Below are 24,763 nucleotides of genomic sequence, written 5' to 3' on the forward strand. Positions count from 1 at the left end.
TAAACTATGAACCATAACGAGTTGGGCATTTGGGGAGAGCAGTATGCAGCAGATTATTTGTTGCGAAATGGCTACGAAATCCTTGAGCGCAACTGGTTTTTTAATAAAGCCGAAATAGACATCATCGCCAGGCACGGAGAACAGCTCGTTATCGTTGAGGTCAAAACCCGAAACTCTGACTTTTTTGGAGATCCGCAGGAATTTGTAAAGCCTTCCAAAATAAAACTCCTGGTCAAAGCTGCAAACGAATACATCATTTCAAACGATCTGGATATCGAAACCCGCTTTGATGTGATTGCTGTTTTAAAAAATTCAAAACAGCAATCACTTGAGCATTTTGAGAATGCGTTTTATCATTTTTAAGGGAATGAACACACAACCTGTCTTATCTTAGATGAAGAGACTTCGTTATATTTTGTAACAGAATTAGGGTTACTTGCCGATTTTTTCTTGAAAAACTTTTAAAATAATTACTTTTCAACAGCCTCAACTTTCTTCGGCATCAAAGGCTTCAACAACTCTACAGCTTTGTTCACTGAGGAAATACCGGGAGCGGTAAGCAGTAATCGTAATCCTTTTGAAGTTTTCTTTTCTTTAAGCGTAACGCGGTTTGCGTGGGTTTGCACAAACTGAAGCATTCTTGAGAACGCAGCGCTCTGGTAGAATTTGGATTGCTGGTCTGCAATAAAAAAGCCGATAAGCTTTTTGTTTTTCATCACCACTTTTTCGAGTCCGTAATGGGTGGCGACCCACTTGATGCGTACCGAATTCAGTAAGTCTTCGGCTTGTGAGGGTAATTCACCAAAACGGTCAATCAGGCGGGCTTCAAAAGCTGCAAGTTCTTCTTCGGTCTTGAGACTGTTGAGTTCGGTGTACAGGTTTAAACGCTCGGTGATGTTATTGATATAATCATCGGGAAAAAGCAACGAGAAGTCAGAATCAATCACGGTATCCTTGACGTATTCTTTGTTTTCATCATCCGCATTTTGATCGGCATACAGATCGGCGAACTCGTTTTCTTTAAGCTCTTCAATGGCCTCGTTGAGGATTTTTTGATAGGTATCAAAACCTATTTCGTTGATAAAGCCGCTTTGCTCTCCGCCTAATAAATCTCCGGCGCCACGAATCTCCAGGTCTTTCATCGCAATGTTAAAACCGCTGCCCAGACTTGAGAATTGCTCTAAAGCGGTCATACGCTTCCGAGCGTCTTCGGTCATTGCCGAAAGTGGCGGCGTAATAAAATAGCAGAAGGCTTTCTTGTTGCTTCGGCCCACACGACCCCGCATCTGGTGCAGGTCTGAAAGCCCGAAATTATTGGCGTTATTGATGAAAATCGTATTGGCATTCGGCACATCAAGACCACTTTCCACAATCGTGGTAGAGACCAAAACGTCAAACTCCCCGTCCATAAATTTCAGCATCAGCTCTTCCAGCTTTTTGCCGTCCATCTGGCCATGACCAATTCCTACCTTGGCATCAGGAACCAGACGCTGTATCATTCCTGCAACTTCCTTGATGTTTTGCAGGCGGTTGTGAATGAAAAAAACCTGTCCGCCGCGTTGTATTTCATAAGAAATCGCATCGCGTATCACTTCCTCAGAAAGGCGAACGATATGCGTCTCAATGGGATAACGGTTGGGCGGTGGCGTGGTAATCGTGCTCAAATCGCGCGCGGCCATCAGGCTAAACTGCAGCGTACGCGGTATAGGTGTAGCGGTTAGCGTGAGCGTATCTACGTTCTCTTTGATGGTCTTAAGCTTGTCTTTTACGGCTACGCCAAACTTTTGCTCCTCGTCAACAATGAGCAATCCCAGATCTTTAAACTTTACGTTTTTACTGGTAAGCTGGTGTGTGCCAATGATGATGTCTACCCTTCCGTTAGCAAGTCGCTCCAGGGTTTCCCGTTTTTCTTTCGCTGTGCGAAAACGGTTCAGATAATCTACCGTCACCGGTAAATCTTTAAGCCGCTCGCTAAAGGTTTTATGATGCTGAAAGGCCAAAATCGTAGTAGGCACCAGCACTGCCACCTGTTTACCATTATCAACAGCCTTGAAGGCTGCGCGAATGGCAACCTCGGTCTTACCGAAGCCCACATCGCCACAAACCAGGCGATCCATGGGGCGGGTACTTTCCATATCGGCTTTTACAGCTTCGGTGGCCGTGCTTTGATCGGGCGTGTCTTCGTAGATAAAACTGGCTTCGAGTTCGTTTTGCAAATAGGTGTCGGGCCCAAAAGCAAAACCTTTTTCAAGCCTGCGTTTTGCATACAGTTTTATGAGGTTAAAAGCGATCTCCTTGACCTTGGTTTTGGTCTTTTGCTTCAGTTTCTTCCAGGCGGCGCTGCCCAACTTATAAATTTGCGGTGGTTTGCCGTCTTTGCCGTTGTATTTAGTGACCTTGTGCAGCGAGTGAATGCTGAGGTACAGGACATCGCGCTCGCCATAAATCAGTTTGATGGCTTCCTGACGCTTTCCTTCAACTTCAATTTTCTGGAGTCCGCCAAATTTCCCGATCCCGTGATCAATATGCGTCACATAATCGCCTATTTGGAGACTGGTCAGCTCTTTTAGTGTAATCGCCTGCTTTTTGGCGTAGCCGTCTTTCAGCTTAAACTTGTGATAGCGTTCAAAAATCTGATGATCGGTATAGCAAACAATCTTTAAATCTTCATCAATAAAGCCACGGTACAGCGACATAATGATGGTTTCGTACTGCTTGACGTTGAGGTCTGCATCGTCAAAAATATCCTGAAAACGTTTGGCCTGTTGCTCGCTGGCGCAGCAAATATAGTTGGTGTAACCGGCCTCGTAATTTTCATTCAGGTTTTCAATAAGCAGGTTGAATTGCTTATTAAAAGCCGGTTGCGGCTGCTGATTGAAGGTAATCGTAACGCCTGACGATTCGCTTGCGGTGGTGTCGTTGACGCGCACCAGCTGAAAATCGAGCAGTTGCTTACGTATCAGTGCCGAATCGCAAAAAAGTTCGCCCGGATCGGTGCGTTTGATTTCGCTGTCCAGCTTGTTATAAGCTTCCTGAGCTTTTTCAAAATTGGTATCTATACGTGCCGAAAGTTGCTCCAGATTCTGCGCAAAAACCACCGTGTCTGCCGAAATGTATTTAAAGAAACTCTCGCGTTTTTCCTGGAGCATTTTATGCTCCACATTGGGCATCAGGCTTATTTTGTTCACTTTGTTGACCGAAAGCTGCGTCTCCACATCAAAGGTGCGGATGCTGTCTACCTCATCGCCAAAAAACTCAATGCGATACGGCTCGTCGTGGGAAAACGAGAATACATCGATAATCCCGCCGCGTACCGAAAATTCTCCCGGTTCGGTCACAAAATCCACACGCTTGAACTTGTATTCAAAAAGCATTTCGTTTACAAAATCGAGCGAAAGCTTATCGTTCAGTTTTACCTTAAGCGTGCTTTTGTCGAGTTCTTTACGCGTGACCACTTTTTCAAAAAGCGCATCAGGGTAGGTGACAATGAGTGCCGGTTTTTTGCGGCTGTTGATGCGGTTAAGCACCTCGGCGCGCAACAATACATTGGCATTGTCTGTCTCTTCGATTTGATAGGGTCTGCGGTAGCTTCCGGGATAAAAGAGCACATTGCTTTCCTTAACCAGTTGTTCCAGGTCATTCAACACGTACGCCGCCTCTTCCTTGTCATTTAAAATGACCAGAAAAGGTTTTGTAGCTTCCTTAAAACTTTCGGCAATAACCAGAGAAAGCGAAGAGCCTATAAGGCCATTCAGGTTGATGCGGTTTTGAGAACCGGCAATAGCGTTTTGCAGATTCTGCAGTTGCAGAGCCTGTGAAAAGGGTTTGGTAATTTTAGAACTACTCAATCGTATCGATTAATGCGGGATCTAAGTCCCGTTAGTATCAGTTAATCTGCAATTGCAGAACGAAGCATTTTCGGAGCGCAAAGATAAGGGCTTAAGGCTTTCTTTCACAATGGCGGTAAGGGATTTATCATTTCTGTAACACAAGACGGGCAAAGGCTTTCCTATTTTTGAGAAAAGCCGAAACAGGCCACCTTCATTAATTTTCCACTAAAAACTACTATGGATTTACAACTCAACTTAAAACGAGCCTTTATTTCGGGCTCCACTAAAGGAATAGGACGCGCGATTGCTAAAACCCTGGCGGAAGAAGGAGCAGAGGTTATCATCAACGGCAGATCTCAGGATTCTATTGATGAAGCGATCAGAACTATTAAGGCTGAAGTGCCACAGGCTAAAATTAGCGGAATCCCTTGCGATTTTGCCAAGCCTGAAGAGATAGATGTACTGCTAAAGCAATTGGGAAACGTAGATATTCTCGTAAATAACGTAGGCGTTTTTGAACCGAAAGACTTTCTGGAAATTCCTGATGGGGATTGGCAGCGTTTTTACGATATCAACGTGATGAGCGGCGTGCGGTTGTCACGGGCGTTGCTTCCTGCAATGCTGGAAAAAAACTGGGGGCGTATCATTTTTATTTCGAGTGAAAGCGGATTGAATATTCCGGTAGAAATGGTGCATTACGGGATGACCAAAACCGCGCAACTGGCTATTTCGCGGGGAATCGCTGAGACTACTAAAGGAACCAGCGTAACCGTAAACAGTGTGTTGCCCGGTCCTACTTTGTCTGAAGGGGTACGCGAATTTGCAAACATTGGGGAAGACGCCTCCCGCGAAGAAGTGGAAAAAGAATTTTTCACCACAGAACGGCCTACTTCGCTCATTCAGCGTTTTGCAGAACCTCAGGAAGTGGCCAATATGGTTGCTTATGTGGCGAGTCCTAAATCTGCCGCAACTAACGGCGCCAGCCTGCGTGTAGACGGCGGCTGTGTTAAAATCATCTAGAAATTATGGGAATTGAACATTACGATCTTTTTATAATAGGAACCGGAAATGCCGGAAAGCACGTGGCTTACGATGCGGTCGATGCCGGTTTGCGGGTTGCCATTGCAGACAATCGCGAGTACGGCGGTACCTGCGCCAATCGCGGTTGTGACCCCAAAAAAGTTCTGGTGGGGATCACAGAAGTCTTAGAACGCAGCATCGATATGCAGGGTAAGGGCGTTTGTGATTTGCCCAGGATAGACTGGAAAGATCTTATGGCCTTTAAAAAAACCTTTACAGAAGCCGTTCCTTTTACCACCGAGCGAAAACTGGAAGATTTAGGCATCAAACTGTATCATCAATCGCCTAAGTTTTTGGGCGAAAACACCTTGTCTGTAGAAGGAAAAACGGTAACGGCAGACAAGATCGTTATCGCTACCGGAAACATTCCGCTTGAACTGAAAATTCCCGGGAGAGAGCATTTGCTCATCAGCGATGATTTTCTGGAGCTTGAAGAACTGCCGGAGAGTATGATTTTTATCGGCGCCGGCTACATTGGGATGGAGTTTGCCCACATCGCTGCCCGGTGTGGGGTAGACGTAACTTTAGTTGATGTAAACGAACGCATTTTATCCAATTTTGATGAAGGGCTCGCGCTGTATCTTCAGGAAAATTCGGAGCAGCTGGGCATCAAATTTATTTTTAATGCACGAGCCGTGGGGGTTGAAAAGCTTCGCAAAAATCACCGTGTTACCCTTCAGGTTGATGGCAAAGAACAGGAGATCAAGGCCGAGTTGGTATTCAATACAGCCGGAAGGGTACCTGCTGTGGCTGATCTGGATTTGGAGAAAGGCAACGTGTCTTACACGCCTAAAGGAGTTACGGTAAATGAATATACCCAAAGCACTACCAACCCCAATGTTTATGCCTGCGGGGATGTGGCCAATACCGGAGAATTACCGCTTACACCCATCGCTCATCAGGAGGCGCGCATTACAGCTAAAAATATTCTGAAAGGCGAGAATTATATGAAACTCGACGTGCCACCTACGCCATCCGTGGTCTTTACCCAGCCTCAATTAGCTATGGTTGGTATGAATGAAAAGCAGGCCCGCGAAGCAGGTTATGATTTTGTGGTAAATGAGCAAAATGTACCGGACTGGTATAACTCCAAGCGGATGAATCAAAACTGCTATGCCTATAAAACGCTGGTTGATAAAGAAACGGGTTATATTCTGGGAGCGCACATTCTCAGTTGGGACGCGGCAGAAACCATCAACATGTTTGTGATGGCGATGTGCGGTAGGCTTGATGTGAACACCTTGAAGGGCATGGTATTTACCTATCCCAGTTGGGCAAGTGACATTAAATCAATGATTTAAAAGATAGATCTTGCTTTAAATTGCATTTAATTATTTTGTATATTGCATTTGCAATTAAAGGATGTTGTTATGAAGTCATATAAATCTATTGAGGAGACCCTTGTCGCTGCTCAGATCAACGAAGCTGCGGTTGCTTACTGGAGGCAAGAAAGTTTACCCTACCAAAAAGCAAAGCCTGTTCTTGATTTTTTAGATTTTAATCAGGAAGAAAGTGCTCATTTTTTAGACGTTAATCCTTCTACCATTTCCCGTTGGAAATCCTCTAACGGCAAGTTGAGTAAGTTAAGTTCAAAAATGGTTTACGATGTAAACGAGCTCATTAAAAAGGGGATTTCTATTTTTGGGGAAGAGCGCCTGTTTTTAGACTGGCTAGAAACCCCTAATCATGCTTTAGGTAATGTCACCCCTAAAGAAATGATTCAGGATCCCAATGGGATGGAGTACGTTGATGAAGCTTTAGATGCCCTGGCCTGGGGAGCTGTAGTTTAATGCAGATTTATCGAATTTACATAGATAAGGAAGGCTACACTGCGCTGGGTTACGGACCGGCAGGAGCTCGCTGGAACAAAGCGTTTACTCCGGTAATCTATGCCAGCAGTCAGGTTTCTTTATCTATGCTTGAGCATCTTTCTATACGAGGGGCTTCCGTATCAAAATTGAACTGGAAACTCGCCACACTTGAACTCGACGTTACTCCTCATTTTGTTAATGTTACTGATTTGCCAGGAGATTGGGATTTTCGCCCACATCCCCGAAGCACTCAGGAAATTGGAAGCCGCTGGGCTCTACAAAGACAATCATTGGCTTTGGCTGTGCCTTCTGCACGACTTCCGTTAAGCCGATTTCCGAAAGAATATAATTTACTGATCAATCCTTTTCACCCGGAGTTTTTAGAAAAAATCAGATTGGTTAGTGAAGAAGATGTTCCCTTTCAGCTTAATTACTAAAACGCTGTTTACACTTCTCAACAGGATTAGTCGCCCGATTGCGATAGCCGTGTAATCCTGCGGCGACGCTAAGTACAATTGCTCCCGCCAGTGCATAATAGGCAATTGCCGGGATTGTCCCATTATGTCTGGTGAAAATGGCAAAAAGCGCCCAGGCACCTACCATTGCAAATTCCCGCATATTGCGCAAATTGATCATCAGATTGTTGATGTAGACGGCGATGGTTATAAGTACCATCGTTAGTATTATTTGCGTAAGTTGTGAAAGTTCAACCCCGAGACTTATTAGAAAAGCGGAAATATTGGCGATGGTAGCAACTGCAATCCAACCACTGTAAAAGCAAATGGGCCACCAGACGAATGCAATGATCTCAATGGGTGCATCCCAGCGTTCCATATTGGTTTTGAGAACGATTTTTAGAAGCGAAACCAGTATTCCCAGCATAATCAGGACTGAAAGCCAAATCTGGTCGTAAATAAAAGCAAGTACCCAACCGGCATTGAGTACATTGGCAATGGCAAACCAATAACCGGTTTGCTCCAAATGCGGAGTTTCCTTTTTACTGAAAAATGCCCGTCTGATACCGAAAAGTGCATAACCCACCAGTCCCAAAAAGATCACTCCCCAGATCGAAAAAGCATAACCGGCAGGAGTAAACAGATTGTCGTAACGCGCGCTCATTTCGCCAATAGTGGTGTCATTCCAGCGCTGTGCCTGTGAAAGTCCGTTTACGGTAAGCACCAGTACAACTGAAAGCAGGTTGAGGATGGCAAGTTTCTTTTTCATAGTATTTAATTTCATTTTTGAGGAATCTATAAACAGGGATTGTTGCCTTATTTTATTTTCCTCTCAAATAGGTTTCCGGTGACATCACCGCGAGTTTAGTCTTCCTAAAATCTTTTATGTTGCGGGTGAGTATGATATTGATTTCTTTCTGCCTAATGGCTGCAAAATTCTGTAGAGCGTCTTCAAAATCCTTAAACTCCGAATCAAGGGCATCCAATACAGCTCTTTGATCCATTTTAATGATTGTTATAAACGTCAAAAGTTGCTTCAGTCTTTCGACAACCAGAATATGTTTTGCTGTTTTCCGTAGAAGGTAATAGACATTACAAATAATAACCGGCGTGGTATAGCCTTCAATTTTTCTTTCGGCACAAAGATTTAAAAGTTGGCTCGCAGGATCTGAATAGGGTTTTCTGTCGAAGAAAAAGTCCAGGAGTACATCCGTGTCGATTAGAACTTTGTCCATCTACAGGTATTTTTGCTCTAACCTTTTCTGTAATTCGTCGCGATAATCCAAATTTTCGGGCATTTTGAATGAGCCTTTCAGCGATTTGACAAGAGGATTGAATTCATTTTCAGGTCGCTTTTCTTTTCGTTCCGTAAGTGTTTTAAGATAGTTTTCAATGATGTCAGACAAGCTTCGGTTTTTTTCTCGAGCATATTTTTTTGCCTGATCAATTACCTCTTTTTCAATAGTTAAAGTGAGTTTTGTATTCATAGCCAAATATTCAAAAGAAGTTTACTTTAAAAGTACGTGTTTTTTCAGTTTATTTCACACGTGTAAAGAGATTTATGGAGAAAGGGAATACCTTAACAAACCCGGATCACCTCATTCCTGGTCACGGCAAATACCTGATCGCCTGATTTGGGTTCCAAATAATAATTTCCCGTAAATGTACCAAATGCAGGTAAAATCAACTGATTTTCAGTCTTAAAGAAACACGAAAGTTTTAATACCTGTCGGCCTAATCCGCCCATTCGAATTCCCGGATGAATATGCCCGCAAAAGTTAAAAAGACCTTCCCGTTCTTCCGGATGATGGGTAAGTAAAAAACTTTCGGTTATGATTTCAGAATAGATTGCGATACCCAGCTTTTCATACTTCAACGGATTGATGATGTCGTGGTTACCGGCAACCAAAATCACCTTTTCCTTCCGCGATTTAACCCAATTTTCAAAGAGTTGCCATTCCGTATTTAAACTGCTGTGGAACAAATCGCCCAGAAAACAAATGCTGTTGGCCTTAAAAGCATCTGCGATACGGGTCAGCTGCTTAAAATTTTCGGCCACGGCCTTAAACGGAACAGCGCTTCCGTGTTTTCTAAAATGCGAAACTTTCCCCAAATGCACATCGGCAATGAGCAAGGTTGACTTTTCGACCCAAAAAATCCCACCCGAAGGATGCAAGACAAAATTTTGGTCTAAAATGGAAAGCGACTGATTCATAGCACTGCAAATTTCAGTCATTTTAGCGGGCTAGTCAACGCTGTAACAAAAAAATGCCGAAGCATTAACTTCGGCATTTTAATCTATTTCGATAGCAACTGATTAGTTTAAGTCGGCATTCAGCATCCAGCTTATTCCGTACTTATCGCGTACGCGGGCGTAATAGGCATTCCAGCTGGTTTCTTGCGGGTCTGCCAGGCTTTGCCCTTCAGCAGAAAGCTTTTTAAACAGTTCACTTACTTCTTCCTTGCTGTCCAGATCCACGCCCAATTGTACTGTGTTACCCTGTTGCACCGGAGTATCTGGGGAAGCATCGTAGGCCATCAGGTGAATTCCTTTCCCTTTCAGTTCTGCGTGTTGCAGTTTATTGCGATAATTTCCGGGAATATCTATTTCTTTCCCTTCATAAGTCTCTTTATTAATGATATCACCACCAAAGCAATCCTGATAAAAATTCAGCGCTTCCTGGCATTCTCCTCTAAATGTTAAATATGGTTTTACAGTTGTCATAATTTTTGATTTTTTAGTTCTCTTAAAGATACGGCCTCAACCCTCATCAATTCTGCTGTGAGGTGTTATATTGTTCTTAATCAAAGGCTAAATAATGTTAAGTAAGCCGATGCAATTCTAAATTTTTTGATTTATAAGTATAGTGCTCCTCGAATTTATGTTTAGCTTTACATTGTAAACTTTAGGGGCGCTGATAGTGATATCGGCTGAGATAGTACCCTTTGAACCTGATCTGGTTAGTACCAGCGAAGGGAAAAGTAAAAACTCTCTACAATTAATTGAATCTTAAAACAGATTCAATTCTTAAGGATTGTTGCTTTTTGGCCTATGCCCCCTTCAGTTTACAGTTAAACCATTTTAAATGATCACTGTAAACGTCAACAATCAATTACATTCTTTCTCTAAAGAACTTTCGATTTCAGAGCTTTTAAGCCATCTTAACATTGTGCAAAAAGGTATTGCTGTGGCTGTTAATAATACTATTATTACGCGGGCCGCGTGGGATGATTTTATGCTGAAAAATGATGCGCTGGTTCTAGTAATTAAAGCCACGCAAGGAGGATAGATTTTTTGATTTTTGACACGTGCAATTCTAAAAAACTACCCATTATGAAAACTGAAAAAATCCCAAAGCAACAAACGATTAGCCGCGCACCCTTTCCTAATTCTCAAAAGGTATTTGTAAGCGGGACCCTGTATCCAGACCTTAACGTGCCTATGCGTCAGATTACCCTGGCAGATACGGTAGATAAATTTAATGGTAAGATTGAAAAAAACGCACCGGTTCTGGTGTACGATACCAGCGGCCCGTATACTGATCCTAATGTCAAAATAGATGTAAAAAAAGGACTGGATCCTATACGCAGAAATTGGATTTTAGACCGAAAAGACACTGAGCAATTATCAGGACTTTCTTCTGCATACGGTCGTAAACAGGAAGAAAACCCGGCGCTGGATCATTTGCGTTTTGTACGCAATACAAACCCTTTAAAAGCTGAAGCAGGCAAGAATGTAACTCAGATGCATTACGCGCGCCGGGGAATAATTACCCCTGAAATGGAATATATAGCAATTCGTGAAAATCAAAGACTTACCGAAATACAACACATTACCCCACAGCATCCCGGCAATAGTTATGGTGCGAGTATTCCTAAAGTGATCACACCTGAGTTTGTACGTGATGAGGTTGCCCGTGGTAGGGCGATAATACCGGCAAACATCAACCATCCTGAGGCAGAGCCTATGATTATAGGGCGTAATTTTCTGGTAAAAATAAACGCCAATATCGGCAACTCTGCTGTGACTTCGTCAATTGAAGAAGAGGTAGAAAAAGCAGTATGGGCCTGTCGCTGGGGTGCAGATACAATAATGGATCTTTCTACGGGTAAAAATATTCATGAAACCCGGGAATGGATTTTACGCAACTCCCCGGTTCCCATAGGGACGGTACCTATTTATCAGGCCTTAGAAAAAGTTAATGGCAAAGCCGAAGATTTAACCTGGGAGATTTTTAGAGATACACTTATTGAGCAAGCCGAGCAGGGTGTTGATTATTTTACGATTCACGCCGGTGTTCGCCTTAAGTATATACCGCATACGGCAAAACGTCTTACTGGTATTGTTTCTCGTGGAGGCTCTATAATGGCAAAATGGTGTCTGTCGCACCACAAAGAAAGTTTCTTATATGAACATTTTGAAGATATCTGTGAGATTATGAAAGCCTATGACGTGTCGTTCTCTTTAGGAGATGGTCTGCGTCCTGGGAGTATCGCAGATGCAAATGATTATGCACAGTTTGCCGAGTTGGAAACTTTAGGCGAACTCACAAAAATCGCATGGAAACACGATGTGCAATGTATCATAGAAGGACCGGGTCACATCCCAATGCATATGATAAAAGAAAATATGGATAAGCAACTTGAAGTGTGTGGGGAAGCTCCGTTTTACACATTGGGCCCTCTTACAACAGATATTGCACCGGGTTATGATCATATTACCAGCGGTATAGGAGCTGCAATGATAGGCTGGTATGGTTGTGCGATGTTGTGTTACGTGACACCTAAAGAGCACTTGGGCTTGCCTAATAAAGAAGATGTGAAAACGGGTGTGATTACCTATAAAATTGCAGCGCATGCTGCAGACCTAGCTAAAGGCCATCCGGGAGCACAACATAGAGACGATGCGATGAGTAAAGCGCGGTTTGAATTTAGATGGGAAGACCAGTTTAACCTGGCGCTTGATCCTGATACGGCTCGTGAATTTCACGATGAGACCCTACCTTCTGAAAATGCCAAAATAGCTCACTTTTGTTCGATGTGCGGTCCTAATTTCTGCTCTATGAAAATTAGTCAGGATGTGCGCAATTACGCTAAAGAAAATGGCTTAGAAACTGAAGAGGCTCTTGAGCAAGGTATGAAAGCAAAATCGGAAGAGTTTAAAAAACACGGAAACGAAGTATATCTGTAAATCATTAAAGATGCTGGTTGTTATTACCGCTGAAGTGTTTTTTACTGATGAAATATTCCAAATCAAACAATTGATTGATTTGGGTTTAAAAACAGTTCACATACGCAAGCCGAAGGCTTCTTATTCTGAATTAAAAAGCTGGTTTCAGGAGTTTGAGCCCCAATATTTAGCAGCAATGATGTTGCATCAGCATCATACGCTAGTTGAAGAATTCTGCTGTAAGGGAATGCATTTCAAAGAAAAACAGCGCAATGTACAGGCTCATACTTTCAAATCGAAAGTAAAGATCCTAAAAAATAAAGGGTTTCAGGTGAGTACGTCTTTTCATGAGATAAACGAACTCAAGTTTCACGCAGCACTTTTTGATTACTGTTTTTTAAGTCCTGTTTTTAAATCAATTTCAAAAACAGGATATGAAGGAAAACTATTTGAAGTACATGATATTTCGCAAAAAATAATCGCTTTGGGTGGAATCACTTCAGAAAAAATAGCAAAAGTACATCAACGAGGATTTAGCGGAGTCGCTGTTTTGGGTGCGATCTGGCTTTCTGAAAAGCCCATAGATGCATTCACTAAAATTAAACGTGATTATGAAAATACATTTAAATGATACGTCGGTAAAAAAGCAAATATCCCATTTACACTATATCTCTCAAGGAGCAGATGGTAAAACCCATTTAGAACATATAGAACGGGTTTTGAACGCGGGGTGTAATTGGGTGCAGTTACGTATGAAAAACACGTGTTATGAAGAGGTCCTTGAAACTGCTTATAGAGCAAAAGAATTATGCGATCAATTCGATGCAAAACTTATAATAAATGATGATGTGCGTGTGGTACAAGAAGTACAAGCCGCAGGTGTTCATCTGGGTCAGCACGATATGTCAACCGCAGAAGCACGCACGATTTTAGGCGATTCTAAAATTATTGGCGGTACTGCAAACACGTTGGAACAATGTTTGGCTCACTTAAAAAATGGCGTTGATTATATAGGTTTGGGGCCTTTGCGTTTTACTTCAACTAAAGAAAAATTGAGTCCGATATTAGGAATTACTGGCTATTCGCAACTGCTTCGGCAATATCTAAAAAGTCAAAACACAGTACCGGTAATTGCGATAGGTGGAATCACTTCAGCAGATTTTGAACCTTTAAAAAATTGCGGACTTCACGGCACTGCTGTCTCAGGATTACTTACTCAGTCCCATAATCCGGAAGAACCTATTAAGCAGGCATCCAATCTTTGGCAAAACTTTTAAACAATACAGATGGAAAAATTAAGAATAGCAGATAAGACCTTCAGTTCAAGACTGTTTACAGGAACCGGAAAATTTAGTAGTTCGATTCTCATGCGTGAGTCAATTTTAGTTTCAGGAAGTGAGCTTGTAACAGTTGCTTTAAAGCGCATAGAGGCAGGAAATGAAGAAGATGATATGATAAGTAATCTCGCTCATGAAGCTTTGCACCTTCTTCCTAACACATCTGGAGTGCGCACAGCAAAAGAAGCTGTTTTTGCTGCTCAAATGGCTCGTGAAGCTTTAGAAACAAACTGGATTAAAATTGAGATTCACCCAGATCCTAAATATTTGTTGCCAGATGCTATTGAAACACTTAAAGCCTGTGAAGAACTCGTAAAATTGGGCTTCGTAGTGATGCCTTACATACAGGCTGATCCCGTATTATGCAAGCGCCTTGAAGAAGTAGGTGCGCAATGTGTGATGCCTCTGGGTTCACCAATAGGCAGTAACAACGGACTTAAAACGCGGGATTTTTTAGAAATTATTATTGAGCAAAGCAACGTACCGGTTATTATAGATGCAGGTATTGGAAGACCATCTCACGCTGCAGATGCAATGGAGCTGGGAGCCGATGCTGTTTTAGTAAATACAGCAATTGCTGTTTCTCCAGATCCTGTGACCATCGCAAAGGCCTTTAAACTTGCTGTAGAAGCTGGTAGACTGGCATATACTGCTCGATTTGCACCTCAATCTACACATGCAGAGGCGAGCAGCCCGTTAACTCAATTTTTATATGACTAATTTTAAAGAGCATTTAAAAGCCTATTCCTGGGAAACGGTTTTAGAATCTATTTTGTTTAAAACAGAACAGGATGTTCGGCAGGCGCTGGCCAGTCCCAAACCCAATCTTGAGGATTTTAAAGCATTGATTTCACCAGCGGCAAAACCATTTTTGGAGCACATGGCGGCAAAAAGCAAGGCGATCACACAGAAGCGATTTGGGAATATTATGCAAATGTATGCACCCTTGTATTTGAGTAATGAGTGTCAGAATATCTGTACCTATTGTGGTTTTAGTCTAACTAATAAAATACCCAGAAAAACGCTGAATGATGCTGAAATTCTTAAAGAAGCTCAATTTTTGAAAGATAAAGGTTTTCAACATATTTTGTTGGTTACCGGGGAAGCTAATCAGGCAGTAGGCGTCTCATATATCGCTAATGCCATACGTTTATTAAAACCGCATTTTGCAAACATTTCAATAGAAATACAGCCATTAGATCAGGATGAGTACGAGCTTTTAATTAAAGAAGGTTTATATGCCACACTGGTGTATCAGGAAACCTATCACGAAGCAACGTATAAAACACACCATCCCAAAGGCAAAAAGTCAAACTTTGATTATCGCTTAGAAACTCCAGATAGATTAGGTAAGGCAGGTATTCATAAAATAGGTTTAGGCGCTTTATTTGGCCTTGAAGACTGGCGCGCAGATAGTTTTTTTACAGCTTTGCATCTTAAATATTTGCAAAAAACGTATTGGAAAACAAAGTATTCTATCTCGTTCCCAAGGCTGCGTCCTTTTAGTGGCGGCCTCGAACCCAAAGTAGAAATGACAGATCCCGATTTGCTGCAGTTAATTTGTGCCTATCGTATTTTTGATGAAGATGTAGAACTTTCAATTTCTACACGGGAGCAGGAAAAATTTAGAGATCATATTGTGCATTTAGGAATCACTTCGATGAGTGCAGAATCAAAAACAAATCCCGGAGGTTATGTGGTAGAACCACAGTCTTTGGAGCAATTTGAGATTTCAGACGAGCGCAGTATCGAAGCCATTGCACAAATGTTACGTGATAGTGGTCGCGAACCGGTATGGAAAGATTGGGATCAAAACTTTTGAATGATGTTGTCTACAAATGAAAAAAAGCGGTATTCCCGACATATTCTGCTTGATGAGGTAGGACAATTTGGGCAGCAAAAACTCAAAAGTGCTAAAGTACTTGTTATAGGATGTGGCGGTCTAGGCTGTCCTGCTTTACAGTATTTAGCTGCTGCCGGAGTAGGGAAATTGGGAATTGTAGATGATGACTGTGTGGATTTTAGCAATCTGCAGAGACAGATTTTATTTGCTGAAAATCAAGTCGGGAAGTTGAAAGTAGAAGCCGCAAAAGAGGCTTTAAATAGGCTTAATTCACAACTGGATATTGAGATTTACCCCATTCGCTTATCTGCGGATAATGCACTCGACTTATTTGATAAATACGATGTCATTGTTGAAGGGAGTGATAGTTTCAGTACTAAATATCTTGCAAATGATGCTGCAGTACTAGCCGGAAAACCGCTGGTTTTTGGATCTGTTTTTAAGTTTGAAGGGCAGGTTTCTGTGTTTAATTATAAAAACGGACCTACATATCGCTGCCTCTATCCAAAGCCGGTTTCAGAAGCAGATATGCCTACTTGTAGCGAAGTGGGCGTATTAGGAGTTTTACCTGGCATTATAGGAATGTTTCAGGCAAATGAAGTGCTTAAGATCATTTTAAATTTGGGCAGTGTGCTTTCCGGGAAACTACTTATTTACAATAGCCTTGAAGCTTCTCAAATACTTCTTCCGTTTGCAAAAAATGAGGCGATTACAATTACAGAACTTATTGATCTAAATTTGAGTTGCGGAGTAGATTCAACCCCTGAAATGGAATATTCCGCATACACAGAAAATAAAGAAATCTATTTTTTAGTAGACGTGCGGGAGCGGGAAGAGCGGGAGCTTTTCAGTTTAGGTGGAATGCACATTTCCCTAAAAAAACTGATGGCAGATCCTTATTTGCTGGCGGAGCAGGATAATATTTTAATATACTGCGCTTCCGGAAAACGTAGTGCTGCGGCAGTGAAAGCACTTATAAAACAATTTCCTCAAAAAAAAATAGTCAGTTTAAAGGGAGGAGCTTCAGCTGTTTTATCTGCAGAAAGCTAAATCTTATCCAGATAGCGCAGCATATTTTTTATGCGGTCTTCCAGCTTTTCGCTGCTCAGTTTTTCCCGAAGTCGGTCTGTAATAATAGGGAAGGAGAAGGGCGTGGCTTTTTCGCAGGCTTTGATCACAATTTCCTGTTTTTCTATACGCTCCAAAGCCAGTCGCAAGCGGCCTTCTTCGAGCTGATGTTCAAAAGTCTCCCGGTATGCCTGCTGAAAAAGCAGGTTTTCGGGTTCGTAATCTCTGAAAACTTCAAACAATAACTGACTGTTGCTTTGCAGATGCTTGTTTTTGACGATTTTCCCCGGAAAGCCAGTAAATACCATCCCGCTGATGACGGCAATATCGCGGAATTTCCGCCGGGCCATTTCGGTGCTGTTCAGGCTTTTTTGAAGGTCTTCTACTAAAAAACGAGCCGTAAATAAGTCGTTGTCGAGCACCTGTTGCATATCGATTTTTTGGTCTGAAAGTATCTCAAAACCGTAATCGTTAAATGCGATGCTGAAGGTTATGGGCGAAAGTAAACTGATTCGGTAGGCTAGTAAACTTCCTAAAGCCTCGTGTACAAAGCGGCCTTCAAAGGGGTAAAATATATGGTGAAAACCCTCCCGACTTTTGAAAGTTTCAATCAAAAACTGATCGTTATTGGGAACGATTGATTCCAAACGCTGCCGGTCGAAGATGTCTTTTAACGCCTGAAGCTCCCGGGTTTGTTGCTCAAAAGGCAAATTAGCCGAATACAATTCTTCGCGCAGCAACTCGCTCATTTGTGCCGAAAGCGTCAACCGACCGCCCATCCAACTCACCACTTTTGCCTGCTTTTTGGTTTTAGCCTTTTTCACCAAAACCTGCATGCCTTTGATGCGGTAGAGTTCGAGGTTTTTGCCGGCAAACGTAAACACATCGCCGGGCGAAAGTTTAGAGATAAACCATTCTTCAACGGTGCCAATGTAGCCGCCTTTTAAATATTTTACCTGCAGTGCGGCATCGCCTACAATGGTACCGATCTGTAACCGATGGCGCATCGCGACGGCTTTACTATTTACCTTAAACTTGCCGTCTTCTTCAATTTCAATCTTTTTATACTCGTCGTAGGCTTGCAGCGACTGACTGCCTTTGGTGATAAAATTCAGAATCCATCGCCATTGCTCTTCGCTCATCGCATGAAAGCAGAAAGTTTGTTTTACTTCCTTCCAGATTTCAGCCGGGTAAAAACCGTCTGCGACTGCAAGTGTTGTTAAATATTGAATTAAGACGTCAAAGCTCAATAAATATGGAATGCGGTCTTCAACCACCTGATTGATCGCTGCCTTCCCCAGCGCCGAAGCTTCGATCAATTCGATAGCGTGCGTGGGTAAAAAGTAGATCACACTTTCTTTCCCGGGCTGGTGCCCGCTGCGGCCGGCACGTTGTAAAAAACGGGCAACGCCTTTGGGACCACCAATTTGGATGATGCTCTCTACCGGCGCAAAATCAACCCCCAGATCGAGACTTGAGGTGCAAATCACAGCTTTCAGGCTTTCGTTTCTTATGGCCTGCTCTACCCAGAGCCGGGTTTCTTTATTGATACTGCCATGATGCATAGCGAGTTCACCGGCATACTCCGGGTGCTTGTACATCATTTTCTGAAACCAAAGTTCGCACTGCGCCCGTGTATTGGTAAACAATAGCGTGGTTTTGCTGTTGTTGATAATAGGTACGACTTCTTCCAACAGGTGCAATCCCATATGTCCGCGCCATGGAAATTTCTCCATAGTTTCAGGGATGATGCTTTCAACCTTGTAGGTTTTTCCCAGATTTGCTTTGACTAAAACCGAATTTTTAAAGGCTTTAGAATCGGGTCCCAGTAGTACTTCGCGTGCCTGATCGAGATTGCCTATGGTTGCTGAAATTCCCCAGATACGCAGTTTTGGGGCAATGGCTTTAAGCCGGGAGAGTCCGAGTTCGGTTTGTACCCCGCGTTTGCTGCCCAGGAGTTCGTGCCATTCGTCAATCACTATAGCCGTGCAATTCTTAAAGACCTTCTTATAGTCTTTGCTCGTCAGCAAAAGCTGAAGACTTTCGGGCGTGGTGATGAGCAGATCGGGCATTTTGCGTTTTTGCTTTGCCCGTTCCGCCTGAGGCGTGTCACCGGTGCGTATGCCTACGGTTAGTTGGGTTTCCAAACCATCTGCAAAACGCGCTGCCGCCTGCGCAATTTCCACCGAAAGTGCCCGCAAAGGCGTAATCCAGATCGCTTTAAGTCCCGGTTTGTGTTTGGTTTTATAATCAGGATTGTTTTTGATGTAATCTAAAACAAATGCTACCCAAAGGGCATAGGTTTTTCCGCTTCCTGTAGGCGCGTTGAGAAGACCGTTTTTACCTTCCAAAAAAGCCCCCCAGGTCTCTTCCTGAAACGCAAAAGGTTTCCATCCCTGATTTTTAAACCAGGATTGCGCGAGTTTATGGAGTTGGTTTTTTGTCATTATAACTTCTCAGGCTTCGGAATCAATTGCTTAAGATCTTCTAAGGTGTTGGCATCTTCAATCTTTTTGTCTTTACGCCAACGCAGCATACGCGGGAAACGGGTGGCGACACCGCTTTTGTGGCGTTTGCTGATGGCGATCCCCTCAAAGGCAATTTCAAAAACGTGATGCGGAGTTACGCTGCGCACAGGGCCAAAGCGCTCCAATGTATTCTTCTTGATCCAGGCGTCCAGACTGCGAAACTCGGCATCGGTAAGGCCGGAGTAGGCTTTGGCGAAAGTGACGAGCTCTTCCTTGTTTTCATCCCAAAGTCCAAAAGTATAATCGGTAAACAGATTGCTACGGCGGCCGTGACCGCGCATCGCGTAGGTAAGCACCGCGTCAATAGTGAGCGGGTCAACCTTCCATTTCCACCAGTCGCCTTTTTTACGACCCACGAGATAGGGCGAGTCTTTCCGCTTTAACATCAAACCTTCAGACATCACCTCGCGGCTGCGTTCCCGTTCTGCGGCAGCTTCTTCCCAATTTGAAAACGCGATAGTTTCAGAAAGGTGGAGCGGTAATGCTTCAGTCTTAACCTGAGTGAATAATTTTTCTAATAGTTTTCGCCTTTCGGCGAAAGCCAGATCCCGAATGTCTTTGCCTTCCCACTCCAGAATATCGTAGGCTTTGAGAATCACAGGTGTTTTTTTGAGTTGGGCTTTGGTAATATTTTTACGCCCAATGCGGGTTTGTAGATCGTTAAAGGTGCCGATCACTCCTTTTTTAAACGGAAGGATTTCACCATCGAGCACCGTCCCGTTGGGGATAGCCTCTACGAAGGCTTCAAACTCGGGGTACTTGTCAGTCACCAGTTCTTCTCCGCGGCTCCAGACAAACAGTTCGTCTTCGCGAATGATGACCTGCGAGCGGATGCCGTCCCACTTATGCTCGGCAAACCATTCGTTTACATCGCCCAGATCTGCCGGAGTGTCTTCAATGGCATAGGCCAGATAAAAGGGATAGGGTTTGCTTAGAAAATCAGCTTTGTTTTCTTCTAAAATGAGCTTTTGGAAACTGATCGTTTTGGGATCCCAATCGCCCATCAGTTTATAGGCCAGTACGTCAACATCAATATCTGTAGCCTTTGCCAGGGCACGGGTCATCAATTTCTGACTTACGCCAATACGAAAACTACCGGTGATGAGTTTACTGAACACAAAGCGCTCGTAATAATTGAGGCGCGTCCAGTTTTCGTGCAGGTATTCACGTTTTTCGTCTTCGGGCTTTTTTTTGAGGGCGATGATTTCTTCACAAAACTGCGTGAGGCTTTTATCGGTACGTTCTTCGGAAGCGGGAATGATCAGCGCAATGGTCTCGGCCAGGTCGCCTACAATGTGATAGCTTTCTTCAAACAGCCATAACGGAATCTGAGCCAGTTCGGTAGCCCAGGTTCTTAATAAGGTGGTATTGACCGGCCGGGGAGGACGGCGGTGCGACAAAATCGCAATCGTCCAGACCTTGTCTTTAGGTGGCGCTTCGCGAAAGTATTGCGTAAGCGCATCAACCTTGATGTTGGTCTTGTTGGTACTGTCTATTTTTCGTATCAGTTCTGCAAAATCCCCCATACCCCCAAAGGGGGTTTTAGTTTGCTTATCTGAAGTTTGATCAACGGTGTTCATTAATACTCGTATTTTTATCGTATTCCACTTCTATGCCCCCTTCGGGGGTTAGGGGGCTTATTCGTTTTCACTTACTTCTTCTTTTTTGTTTTCTTCGCCGGGTTCGCCCTCGTATTGGGTGGCTTCGGTGCGGGCGTCATAGCCTTGCTCCAGTAAAAAGCGGGTAAAAATATCGGTGTAGCCGTGGGTGCTGATGATTTTTTCGGCGCCGGTGGCTTTGATGCTTTCTAAAAGTCCCTGCCAATCGCAGTGGTCGCTCAGTACAAAACCTTTGTCTATGGCACGTCTTCTGCGCGCTCCGCGAAAGGTCATCCAGCCGCTGGCCGAAGCGGTAACGTACGGCACCATTTTGCGAATCCAGGTGCTGCCGTGGGCGCTGGGCGGCGCAACAACGATGTTGCCTTTTAGTTCTTCTTTTTTGGTTTCCCGGGTTACCCGGGTAGTTTCGGGCATTGGGGTAAGTGGTCTGATGACTTCGGTCATATTTTCGATGGCGCCATGGGTGTAAATCTTACCAATATCGGTATCGAGATAGCGCAGCAGGCGCTGGGCTTTGCCCAGAGAATAGCCAAAAATCACCGAGGTTTTTCCCTCGGCTTTATTTTCTGCCCACCAGTTGTTGATATCGGTAAATACTTCGCTTTGCGGCCGCCATTTAAAAGCCGGAAGTCCAAAAGTACACTCCGTAATAAAGGTGTGGCATTTTACGGGTTCGTAGGGTACGGCGATGCCATCATCTTCGGTTTTATAGTCTCCTGTAAACACCCAGACTTCGCCTTTGTGCTCCACGCGTATCTGCGAACTGCCAATAATATGCCCGGCGGGATGCAGGCTGAATTTGACGTTATTGATTACAAACGTCTCGCCCCATGCTTTGCCGGTAACGTTGATATCGCCCAGACGGTGCCTGATGATGGGGATATTGGTATGATGGGTTATATAGGCCTTGTGTCCCCAACGGCTGTGATCTGCGTGACCGTGCGAAATGATGGCTTTATCTACCGGCCTCCACGGATCGAGATACACGTCTGCAGCGGCACAATAAATACCCTTGTCGTTAAATTGTAAAAGTGGTTCTCTGATGATTGTAGCGTTTTCCTCGATAATCGAGATTTAACAGATTTAGGACTTTTCCAAATTGAAAATTTCAGAGAAGACCTTTTGCTTATGACCTATTGATTATGCTTAAAATTACAAAGGGTGATAGAATGTGGTTGGGTGATTAAGAAAATATTAGCTTCGGTACAATTTTTTGGCAGAGTCAAAAAATCACTCAGCTACCTTTTGGAAGTAAGTAGTCTCAGTGGGCAGTCCTCCGAATTTGAGATTCAATGTTGAAAACTTAAAGTTTGGAAGTGATAGGGAGAATTTCTTTTTTCTTAAACGCTTCCACGCTTCCACGCTTCCACGCTTCCACGCTTCCACGCTTCCCCGCTTCCACGCTTCCCCGGCAAACCGTAAACGGAAAACAAAAAACCTACTCTTTACTGAAAACTGCCACTGCCCACTAATTAGTATTACTGCTAACTAACAACTGCCACTGCTTACTGATAAACGGGATAGGGATAGGAGCAGGCTACCATGTAGCGCGGATAGCCCGGTGCCCGTGCGGCCTTGTTGCCGCTCGGGCAATCCCCCAAATTATTGTTATTCTTTTTTGTTAAGATTTGGGAAATAGTATCTTTGACAACTTAAAATTACAACCATGTCTTTTACAGATTTATTTGATAGCGGCGAGCACAGACGCAACCTTGGGCACTTCGCAGCTATCGCAAATATGGCCACCGTAGATGGTGAATTGAATGCCGAAGAAATCAAACTTTTAAAACGTTTTGCAGTTAAACTGGATATCGATCAGGATGAGTACGTTGATATCGTTGAAAATGCACGCAAATACCCCATCAATCCGCCAAATACTTCAGAAAAACGTCTGGAGCGTTTGCACGATCTTTTTAAAATGATTTTCATTGATCATGAGATTGATGATCACGAGCGTTTTTTAATCGAAAAATATGCGATAGGTCTTGGTTTTAGTGCCGAGCAGTCTAAAAAGTTGATAGAGCGTTCCATTCAGATTTTTCAGGGTGGCGTTGACTTTGAAGATTATGTGTATCTTTTGAACAAGAAGTAAAAAGCCAAATAAATATAAATCAACCCATTGCTGCGGCAGTGGGTTTTTTGTTTTTGGGATGCAGGGCATGCATTTTGAAAACTGTATATTTAGCTTTGAAAATACGTTTTTATGGATGCAACAATACGAAAGGCCGATGCCAATGATATGGCTCAGGTTTTACGCCTTATCAAAGAACTGGCTGTTTATGAAAAGGAGCCCGATGCGGTTGAGGTTACTGTAGATGATCTAATCGCTTACGGAACCGGTGATGACGCCCAGTTTACCTGTTTTGTAGCTGATCGTGACGGGGAAATCCTGGGTATTGCTCTGGTGTATTACCGCTTTTCTACCTGGAAAGGGCGTACCATTCATCTGGAAGATCTTATTGTACGCCAGCAATACCGCGGTCAGGGTCTTGGGATGGCTCTGTATACCGAAGTGATCAAATACACACACGAGTTAGGTCTTAAAAGACTGGAATGGGTGGTGCTTGACTGGAACAAATCTGCTGTTGATTTTTACGAGGCTTCGGGAGCTCATGTAATGACCGAATGGAACACGGTACAGATGGATGCTGCGGCGATGAAAGCCTTTCTCGCTCAAAAAGGCCTGGTCTAGTCTATGGGTTTTAAAGTCTATAAATTTGGAGGTGCCTCGGTTAAAGATGCCGAAGGAGTGCGCAATGTAGCACACGTAATTCGGGAGACCGGTGCAACTGATGCGGTTGTTGTGGTTAGTGCGATGGGTAAAATGACCAATGCTTTTGAAGAGTTGGTTGATGCCTATTTTAGCCGTGAAGACCGTATTACCGATGCGCTTGAACCTTTGATTAGTTTTCACCTCAATATCGCAAAAGATCTTTTTGAAAACACCTCGCACTCTGTTTTTAAAGAACTAAACCTGCTCTTTAATGAGCTTACCGACTTTCTAAAGCGAAATAAATCTCCCGATTATGACTTTGTTTACGATCAGGTTGTTGTTTATGGGGAGTTGTTGAGCACTACCATTGTAAGTGCCTACTTTAATGTTATCAGTTTAGTTAATACCTGGCACGATGTGCGCCGGTATATTAAAACCAATACCCGCTATCGGGAAGGTAAGGTAGATTGGGAGATCACGATGCGCAATCTGAGCCGAAACATACCAAAACAAGGCCTGCAGGTTACTCAGGGTTTTATCGCTTCAGACTCTAACGGTTTTAGCACTACCCTAGGGCGCGAAGGCAGTGATTATACCGCAGCGATTATCGCCTATTGCCTTAATGCCGAAAGCGTAACGATCTGGAAGGATGTTCCCGGGGTTTTAAGCGGAGACCCGAGGTATTTTAAAAACACGGTTTTACTAAACACCATATCTTATACCGAAGCTGTGGAATTGGCTTTTTACGGGGCATCGGTCATTCACCCAAAAACCTTACAGCCCCTGCAACGCAAAGAAATACCCCTGCTGGTAAAATCATTTGCGAATCCCACGGCGAGCGGCACGCAGGTATGTCTGGGCGAACCCATAAATCCGCTCGTGCCCTGCTATATTCTGAAACGTCAGCAAATTTTGCTTTCGCTTTCTTCACTGGATTTTTCGTTTATGGATGAAGAAAACATTGGTGAAATTTTCAAACTTCTGGGTTATTATAAGCTTAAGGTTGATTTGATTCAAAATTCGGCCATCAGCTTTTCGGTCTGTGTGGAAGATAAATACCGAAATCTGGAGAAGCTGGTGGCCCGGCTCAAAGCTGATTATAAGGTAACGGTCTATGAGCAGGTTTCCCTATATACTCTGAGGCATCCTAATCAGGCGGCGGTAAGTCAGTTAGAAGAAAATAAAGAAATCCTGTTAAAGCAGGTGACCCAAAATACCGTTCAACTGGTAAGCCTGTAAGCGCTTCAAGTCGTTTTTTGCTATATTTGCCCGTATACACCATCGGTTTTTTGACCAAATTAAAATCGGT

Annotated in this window: 24 protein-coding genes and 1 riboswitch; of the genes, 15 read left to right on the forward strand and 9 right to left on the reverse strand. The window is 43.5% G+C overall.

Features of this window, described 5'->3' with window-relative positions; genetic code table 11:
* Positions 1 to 6: 6 nt before the first annotated feature.
* Positions 7 to 363: a YraN family protein gene (locus tag ACSSS3_RS08605; RefSeq protein ID WP_442847227.1), complete on the forward strand. Its 357-nt coding sequence runs from the start codon at positions 7 to 9 to the stop codon at positions 361 to 363.
* A 107-nt stretch (positions 364 to 470) separates the two neighbouring features.
* Here the strand turns inward: ACSSS3_RS08605 and mfd are convergent, their stop codons facing one another.
* The gene (mfd, locus tag ACSSS3_RS08610) at positions 471 to 3,848 is read right to left on the reverse strand and encodes a transcription-repair coupling factor (RefSeq protein ID WP_442847228.1); all 3,378 of its coding nucleotides are present in this window, start codon (positions 3,846 to 3,848) and stop codon (positions 471 to 473) included.
* 219 nt (positions 3,849 to 4,067) lie between these two features.
* Here mfd and ACSSS3_RS08615 point away from each other — a divergent pair, with 219 nt between their 5' ends.
* From ACSSS3_RS08615 to ACSSS3_RS08630, 4 genes are all read left to right on the forward strand, one after another.
* Positions 4,068 to 4,850 carry an SDR family NAD(P)-dependent oxidoreductase gene (locus ACSSS3_RS08615; RefSeq protein ID WP_442847229.1) on the forward strand — a complete coding sequence of 261 codons (783 nt, stop codon included), beginning with the start codon at positions 4,068 to 4,070 and terminating at the stop codon, positions 4,848 to 4,850.
* 5 nt (positions 4,851 to 4,855) lie between these two features.
* The gene (locus ACSSS3_RS08620) at positions 4,856 to 6,211 is read left to right on the forward strand and encodes a dihydrolipoyl dehydrogenase family protein (RefSeq protein ID WP_442847230.1); all 1,356 of its coding nucleotides are present in this window, start codon (positions 4,856 to 4,858) and stop codon (positions 6,209 to 6,211) included.
* Between the two features lie 69 nt (positions 6,212 to 6,280).
* Complete coding sequence (locus ACSSS3_RS08625) at positions 6,281 to 6,700, forward strand: antitoxin Xre/MbcA/ParS toxin-binding domain-containing protein (RefSeq protein WP_442847231.1); 420 nt, start codon at positions 6,281 to 6,283, stop codon at positions 6,698 to 6,700.
* Positions 6,700 to 7,158, forward strand: coding sequence for an RES family NAD+ phosphorylase (locus ACSSS3_RS08630; protein WP_228228559.1), 459 nt, complete (start codon positions 6,700 to 6,702; stop codon positions 7,156 to 7,158). The genes ACSSS3_RS08625 and ACSSS3_RS08630 overlap by 1 nt, the downstream gene beginning before the upstream one ends.
* On the opposite strand, the gene ACSSS3_RS08635 is transcribed toward ACSSS3_RS08630, so the two are convergent.
* The 5 genes from ACSSS3_RS08635 to ACSSS3_RS08655 all read right to left on the reverse strand — a co-directional run bounded on the left by ACSSS3_RS08635 (position 7,148) and on the right by ACSSS3_RS08655 (position 9,901).
* Positions 7,148 to 7,945, reverse strand: a complete 798-nt coding sequence (locus ACSSS3_RS08635; protein ID WP_442847232.1) for a tryptophan-rich sensory protein — start codon at positions 7,943 to 7,945, stop codon at positions 7,148 to 7,150. The two genes, ACSSS3_RS08630 and ACSSS3_RS08635, sit on opposite strands and share 11 nt — an antisense overlap.
* A 52-nt stretch (positions 7,946 to 7,997) precedes the next feature.
* A complete protein-coding gene (locus ACSSS3_RS08640) occupies positions 7,998 to 8,411 on the reverse strand; it encodes a type II toxin-antitoxin system VapC family toxin (protein WP_442847233.1) in 414 nt (137 codons plus the stop codon).
* Positions 8,412 to 8,663, reverse strand: a complete 252-nt coding sequence (locus tag ACSSS3_RS08645; protein WP_442847234.1) for a DUF6364 family protein — start codon at positions 8,661 to 8,663, stop codon at positions 8,412 to 8,414. It abuts the gene before it with no gap.
* Positions 8,664 to 8,755: 92 nt separating this feature from the next.
* A complete protein-coding gene (gene pdeM / locus ACSSS3_RS08650; RefSeq protein ID WP_442847417.1) occupies positions 8,756 to 9,391 on the reverse strand; it encodes a ligase-associated DNA damage response endonuclease PdeM in 636 nt (211 codons plus the stop codon).
* Between the two features lie 102 nt (positions 9,392 to 9,493).
* A complete protein-coding gene (locus ACSSS3_RS08655) occupies positions 9,494 to 9,901 on the reverse strand; it encodes a VOC family protein (RefSeq protein WP_228228562.1) in 408 nt (135 codons plus the stop codon).
* 173 nt (positions 9,902 to 10,074) lie between these two features.
* A riboswitch (TPP riboswitch) is annotated at positions 10,075 to 10,172 on the forward strand.
* A gap of 90 nt (positions 10,173 to 10,262) precedes the next feature.
* On the opposite strand from ACSSS3_RS08655, the gene thiS reads away from it, so the two are divergent.
* Genes thiS through moeB form a run of 7 tightly spaced genes read left to right on the forward strand, consistent with a single transcriptional unit; the run spans position 10,263 to position 16,576 of the window.
* A complete protein-coding gene (gene thiS / locus ACSSS3_RS08660; protein ID WP_442847235.1) occupies positions 10,263 to 10,466 on the forward strand; it encodes a sulfur carrier protein ThiS in 204 nt (67 codons plus the stop codon).
* Between the two features lie 44 nt (positions 10,467 to 10,510).
* The gene (gene thiC / locus ACSSS3_RS08665) at positions 10,511 to 12,367 is read left to right on the forward strand and encodes a phosphomethylpyrimidine synthase ThiC (RefSeq protein ID WP_442847236.1); all 1,857 of its coding nucleotides are present in this window, start codon (positions 10,511 to 10,513) and stop codon (positions 12,365 to 12,367) included.
* Between the two features lie 10 nt (positions 12,368 to 12,377).
* Complete coding sequence (locus ACSSS3_RS08670; protein WP_442847237.1) at positions 12,378 to 12,977, forward strand: thiamine phosphate synthase; 600 nt, start codon at positions 12,378 to 12,380, stop codon at positions 12,975 to 12,977.
* Positions 12,958 to 13,623, forward strand: coding sequence for a thiamine phosphate synthase (locus tag ACSSS3_RS08675; RefSeq protein WP_442847238.1), 666 nt, complete (start codon positions 12,958 to 12,960; stop codon positions 13,621 to 13,623). The genes ACSSS3_RS08670 and ACSSS3_RS08675 overlap by 20 nt, the downstream gene beginning before the upstream one ends.
* Before the next feature lie 9 nt (positions 13,624 to 13,632).
* On the forward strand, positions 13,633 to 14,403 hold the full coding sequence (locus tag ACSSS3_RS08680) for a thiazole synthase (protein WP_442847239.1): 771 nt from the start codon (positions 13,633 to 13,635) through the stop codon (positions 14,401 to 14,403).
* Positions 14,396 to 15,505 carry a 2-iminoacetate synthase ThiH gene (gene thiH / locus ACSSS3_RS08685; RefSeq protein ID WP_442847240.1) on the forward strand — a complete coding sequence of 370 codons (1,110 nt, stop codon included), beginning with the start codon at positions 14,396 to 14,398 and terminating at the stop codon, positions 15,503 to 15,505. Before ACSSS3_RS08680 ends, thiH begins: the two co-directional genes overlap by 8 nt.
* On the forward strand, positions 15,506 to 16,576 hold the full coding sequence (moeB, locus tag ACSSS3_RS08690; protein WP_442847241.1) for a molybdopterin-synthase adenylyltransferase MoeB: 1,071 nt from the start codon (positions 15,506 to 15,508) through the stop codon (positions 16,574 to 16,576).
* Here the strand turns inward: moeB and ACSSS3_RS08695 are convergent.
* The 3 genes from ACSSS3_RS08695 to ACSSS3_RS08705 form a co-directional block, all read right to left on the reverse strand.
* Positions 16,573 to 19,041, reverse strand: a complete 2,469-nt coding sequence (locus ACSSS3_RS08695) for a ligase-associated DNA damage response DEXH box helicase (protein WP_442847242.1) — start codon at positions 19,039 to 19,041, stop codon at positions 16,573 to 16,575. The genes moeB and ACSSS3_RS08695 overlap by 4 nt on opposite strands.
* Complete coding sequence (locus ACSSS3_RS08700; protein WP_442847418.1) at positions 19,041 to 20,648, reverse strand: ATP-dependent DNA ligase; 1,608 nt, start codon at positions 20,646 to 20,648, stop codon at positions 19,041 to 19,043. The genes ACSSS3_RS08695 and ACSSS3_RS08700 overlap by 1 nt, the downstream gene beginning before the upstream one ends.
* Positions 20,649 to 20,759: 111 nt before the next feature.
* Complete coding sequence (locus ACSSS3_RS08705; protein WP_442847419.1) at positions 20,760 to 21,785, reverse strand: ligase-associated DNA damage response exonuclease; 1,026 nt, start codon at positions 21,783 to 21,785, stop codon at positions 20,760 to 20,762.
* A gap of 622 nt (positions 21,786 to 22,407) precedes the next feature.
* Here ACSSS3_RS08705 and ACSSS3_RS08710 point away from each other — a divergent pair.
* The 3 genes from ACSSS3_RS08710 to ACSSS3_RS08720 all read left to right on the forward strand — a co-directional run bounded on the left by ACSSS3_RS08710 (position 22,408) and on the right by ACSSS3_RS08720 (position 24,693).
* Entirely contained in the window at positions 22,408 to 22,833 is a 426-nt protein-coding gene (locus tag ACSSS3_RS08710; protein WP_228228565.1) for a TerB family tellurite resistance protein, read from the forward strand.
* Between the two features lie 111 nt (positions 22,834 to 22,944).
* Positions 22,945 to 23,433, forward strand: a complete 489-nt coding sequence (locus ACSSS3_RS08715) for a GNAT family N-acetyltransferase (RefSeq protein ID WP_228228566.1) — start codon at positions 22,945 to 22,947, stop codon at positions 23,431 to 23,433.
* 3 nt (positions 23,434 to 23,436) lie between these two features.
* Entirely contained in the window at positions 23,437 to 24,693 is a 1,257-nt protein-coding gene (locus ACSSS3_RS08720; RefSeq protein WP_442847243.1) for an aspartate kinase, read from the forward strand.
* Positions 24,694 to 24,763 lie beyond the last annotated feature (70 nt).

The sequence above is a fragment of the Leeuwenhoekiella sp. H156 genome, assembly GCF_052218455.1.
GTDB lineage: Bacteria > Bacteroidota > Bacteroidia > Flavobacteriales > Flavobacteriaceae > Leeuwenhoekiella > Leeuwenhoekiella parthenopeia.

What these genes read in the sequence shown, in the direction of transcription:
- pdeM (WP_442847417.1), bottom strand. Translation starts at nt 9,391, where the DNA reads ATGAATCAGTCGCTTTCCATTTTAGACCAAAATTTTGTCTTGCATCCT.
- ACSSS3_RS08645 (WP_442847234.1), bottom strand. Translation starts at nt 8,663, where the DNA reads ATGAATACAAAACTCACTTTAACTATTGAAAAAGAGGTAATTGATCAG.
- thiH (WP_442847240.1), top strand. Translation starts at nt 14,396, where the DNA reads ATGACTAATTTTAAAGAGCATTTAAAAGCCTATTCCTGGGAAACGGTT.
- ACSSS3_RS08715 (WP_228228566.1), top strand. Translation starts at nt 22,945, where the DNA reads ATGGATGCAACAATACGAAAGGCCGATGCCAATGATATGGCTCAGGTT.
- ACSSS3_RS08655 (WP_228228562.1), bottom strand. Translation starts at nt 9,901, where the DNA reads ATGACAACTGTAAAACCATATTTAACATTTAGAGGAGAATGCCAGGAA.
- ACSSS3_RS08675 (WP_442847238.1), top strand. Translation starts at nt 12,958, where the DNA reads ATGAAAATACATTTAAATGATACGTCGGTAAAAAAGCAAATATCCCAT.
- thiC (WP_442847236.1), top strand. Translation starts at nt 10,511, where the DNA reads ATGAAAACTGAAAAAATCCCAAAGCAACAAACGATTAGCCGCGCACCC.
- ACSSS3_RS08670 (WP_442847237.1), top strand. Translation starts at nt 12,378, where the DNA reads ATGCTGGTTGTTATTACCGCTGAAGTGTTTTTTACTGATGAAATATTC.
- ACSSS3_RS08615 (WP_442847229.1), top strand. Translation starts at nt 4,068, where the DNA reads ATGGATTTACAACTCAACTTAAAACGAGCCTTTATTTCGGGCTCCACT.
- ACSSS3_RS08640 (WP_442847233.1), bottom strand. Translation starts at nt 8,411, where the DNA reads ATGGACAAAGTTCTAATCGACACGGATGTACTCCTGGACTTTTTCTTC.
- ACSSS3_RS08630 (WP_228228559.1), top strand. Translation starts at nt 6,700, where the DNA reads ATGCAGATTTATCGAATTTACATAGATAAGGAAGGCTACACTGCGCTG.
- ACSSS3_RS08695 (WP_442847242.1), bottom strand. Translation starts at nt 19,041, where the DNA reads ATGACAAAAAACCAACTCCATAAACTCGCGCAATCCTGGTTTAAAAAT.
- thiS (WP_442847235.1), top strand. Translation starts at nt 10,263, where the DNA reads ATGATCACTGTAAACGTCAACAATCAATTACATTCTTTCTCTAAAGAA.
- ACSSS3_RS08605 (WP_442847227.1), top strand. Translation starts at nt 7, where the DNA reads ATGAACCATAACGAGTTGGGCATTTGGGGAGAGCAGTATGCAGCAGAT.
- ACSSS3_RS08710 (WP_228228565.1), top strand. Translation starts at nt 22,408, where the DNA reads ATGTCTTTTACAGATTTATTTGATAGCGGCGAGCACAGACGCAACCTT.
- moeB (WP_442847241.1), top strand. Translation starts at nt 15,506, where the DNA reads ATGATGTTGTCTACAAATGAAAAAAAGCGGTATTCCCGACATATTCTG.
- ACSSS3_RS08720 (WP_442847243.1), top strand. Translation starts at nt 23,437, where the DNA reads ATGGGTTTTAAAGTCTATAAATTTGGAGGTGCCTCGGTTAAAGATGCC.
- ACSSS3_RS08680 (WP_442847239.1), top strand. Translation starts at nt 13,633, where the DNA reads ATGGAAAAATTAAGAATAGCAGATAAGACCTTCAGTTCAAGACTGTTT.
- ACSSS3_RS08635 (WP_442847232.1), bottom strand. Translation starts at nt 7,945, where the DNA reads ATGAAAAAGAAACTTGCCATCCTCAACCTGCTTTCAGTTGTACTGGTG.
- ACSSS3_RS08620 (WP_442847230.1), top strand. Translation starts at nt 4,856, where the DNA reads ATGGGAATTGAACATTACGATCTTTTTATAATAGGAACCGGAAATGCC.
- ACSSS3_RS08625 (WP_442847231.1), top strand. Translation starts at nt 6,281, where the DNA reads ATGAAGTCATATAAATCTATTGAGGAGACCCTTGTCGCTGCTCAGATC.
- ACSSS3_RS08700 (WP_442847418.1), bottom strand. Translation starts at nt 20,648, where the DNA reads ATGGGGGATTTTGCAGAACTGATACGAAAAATAGACAGTACCAACAAG.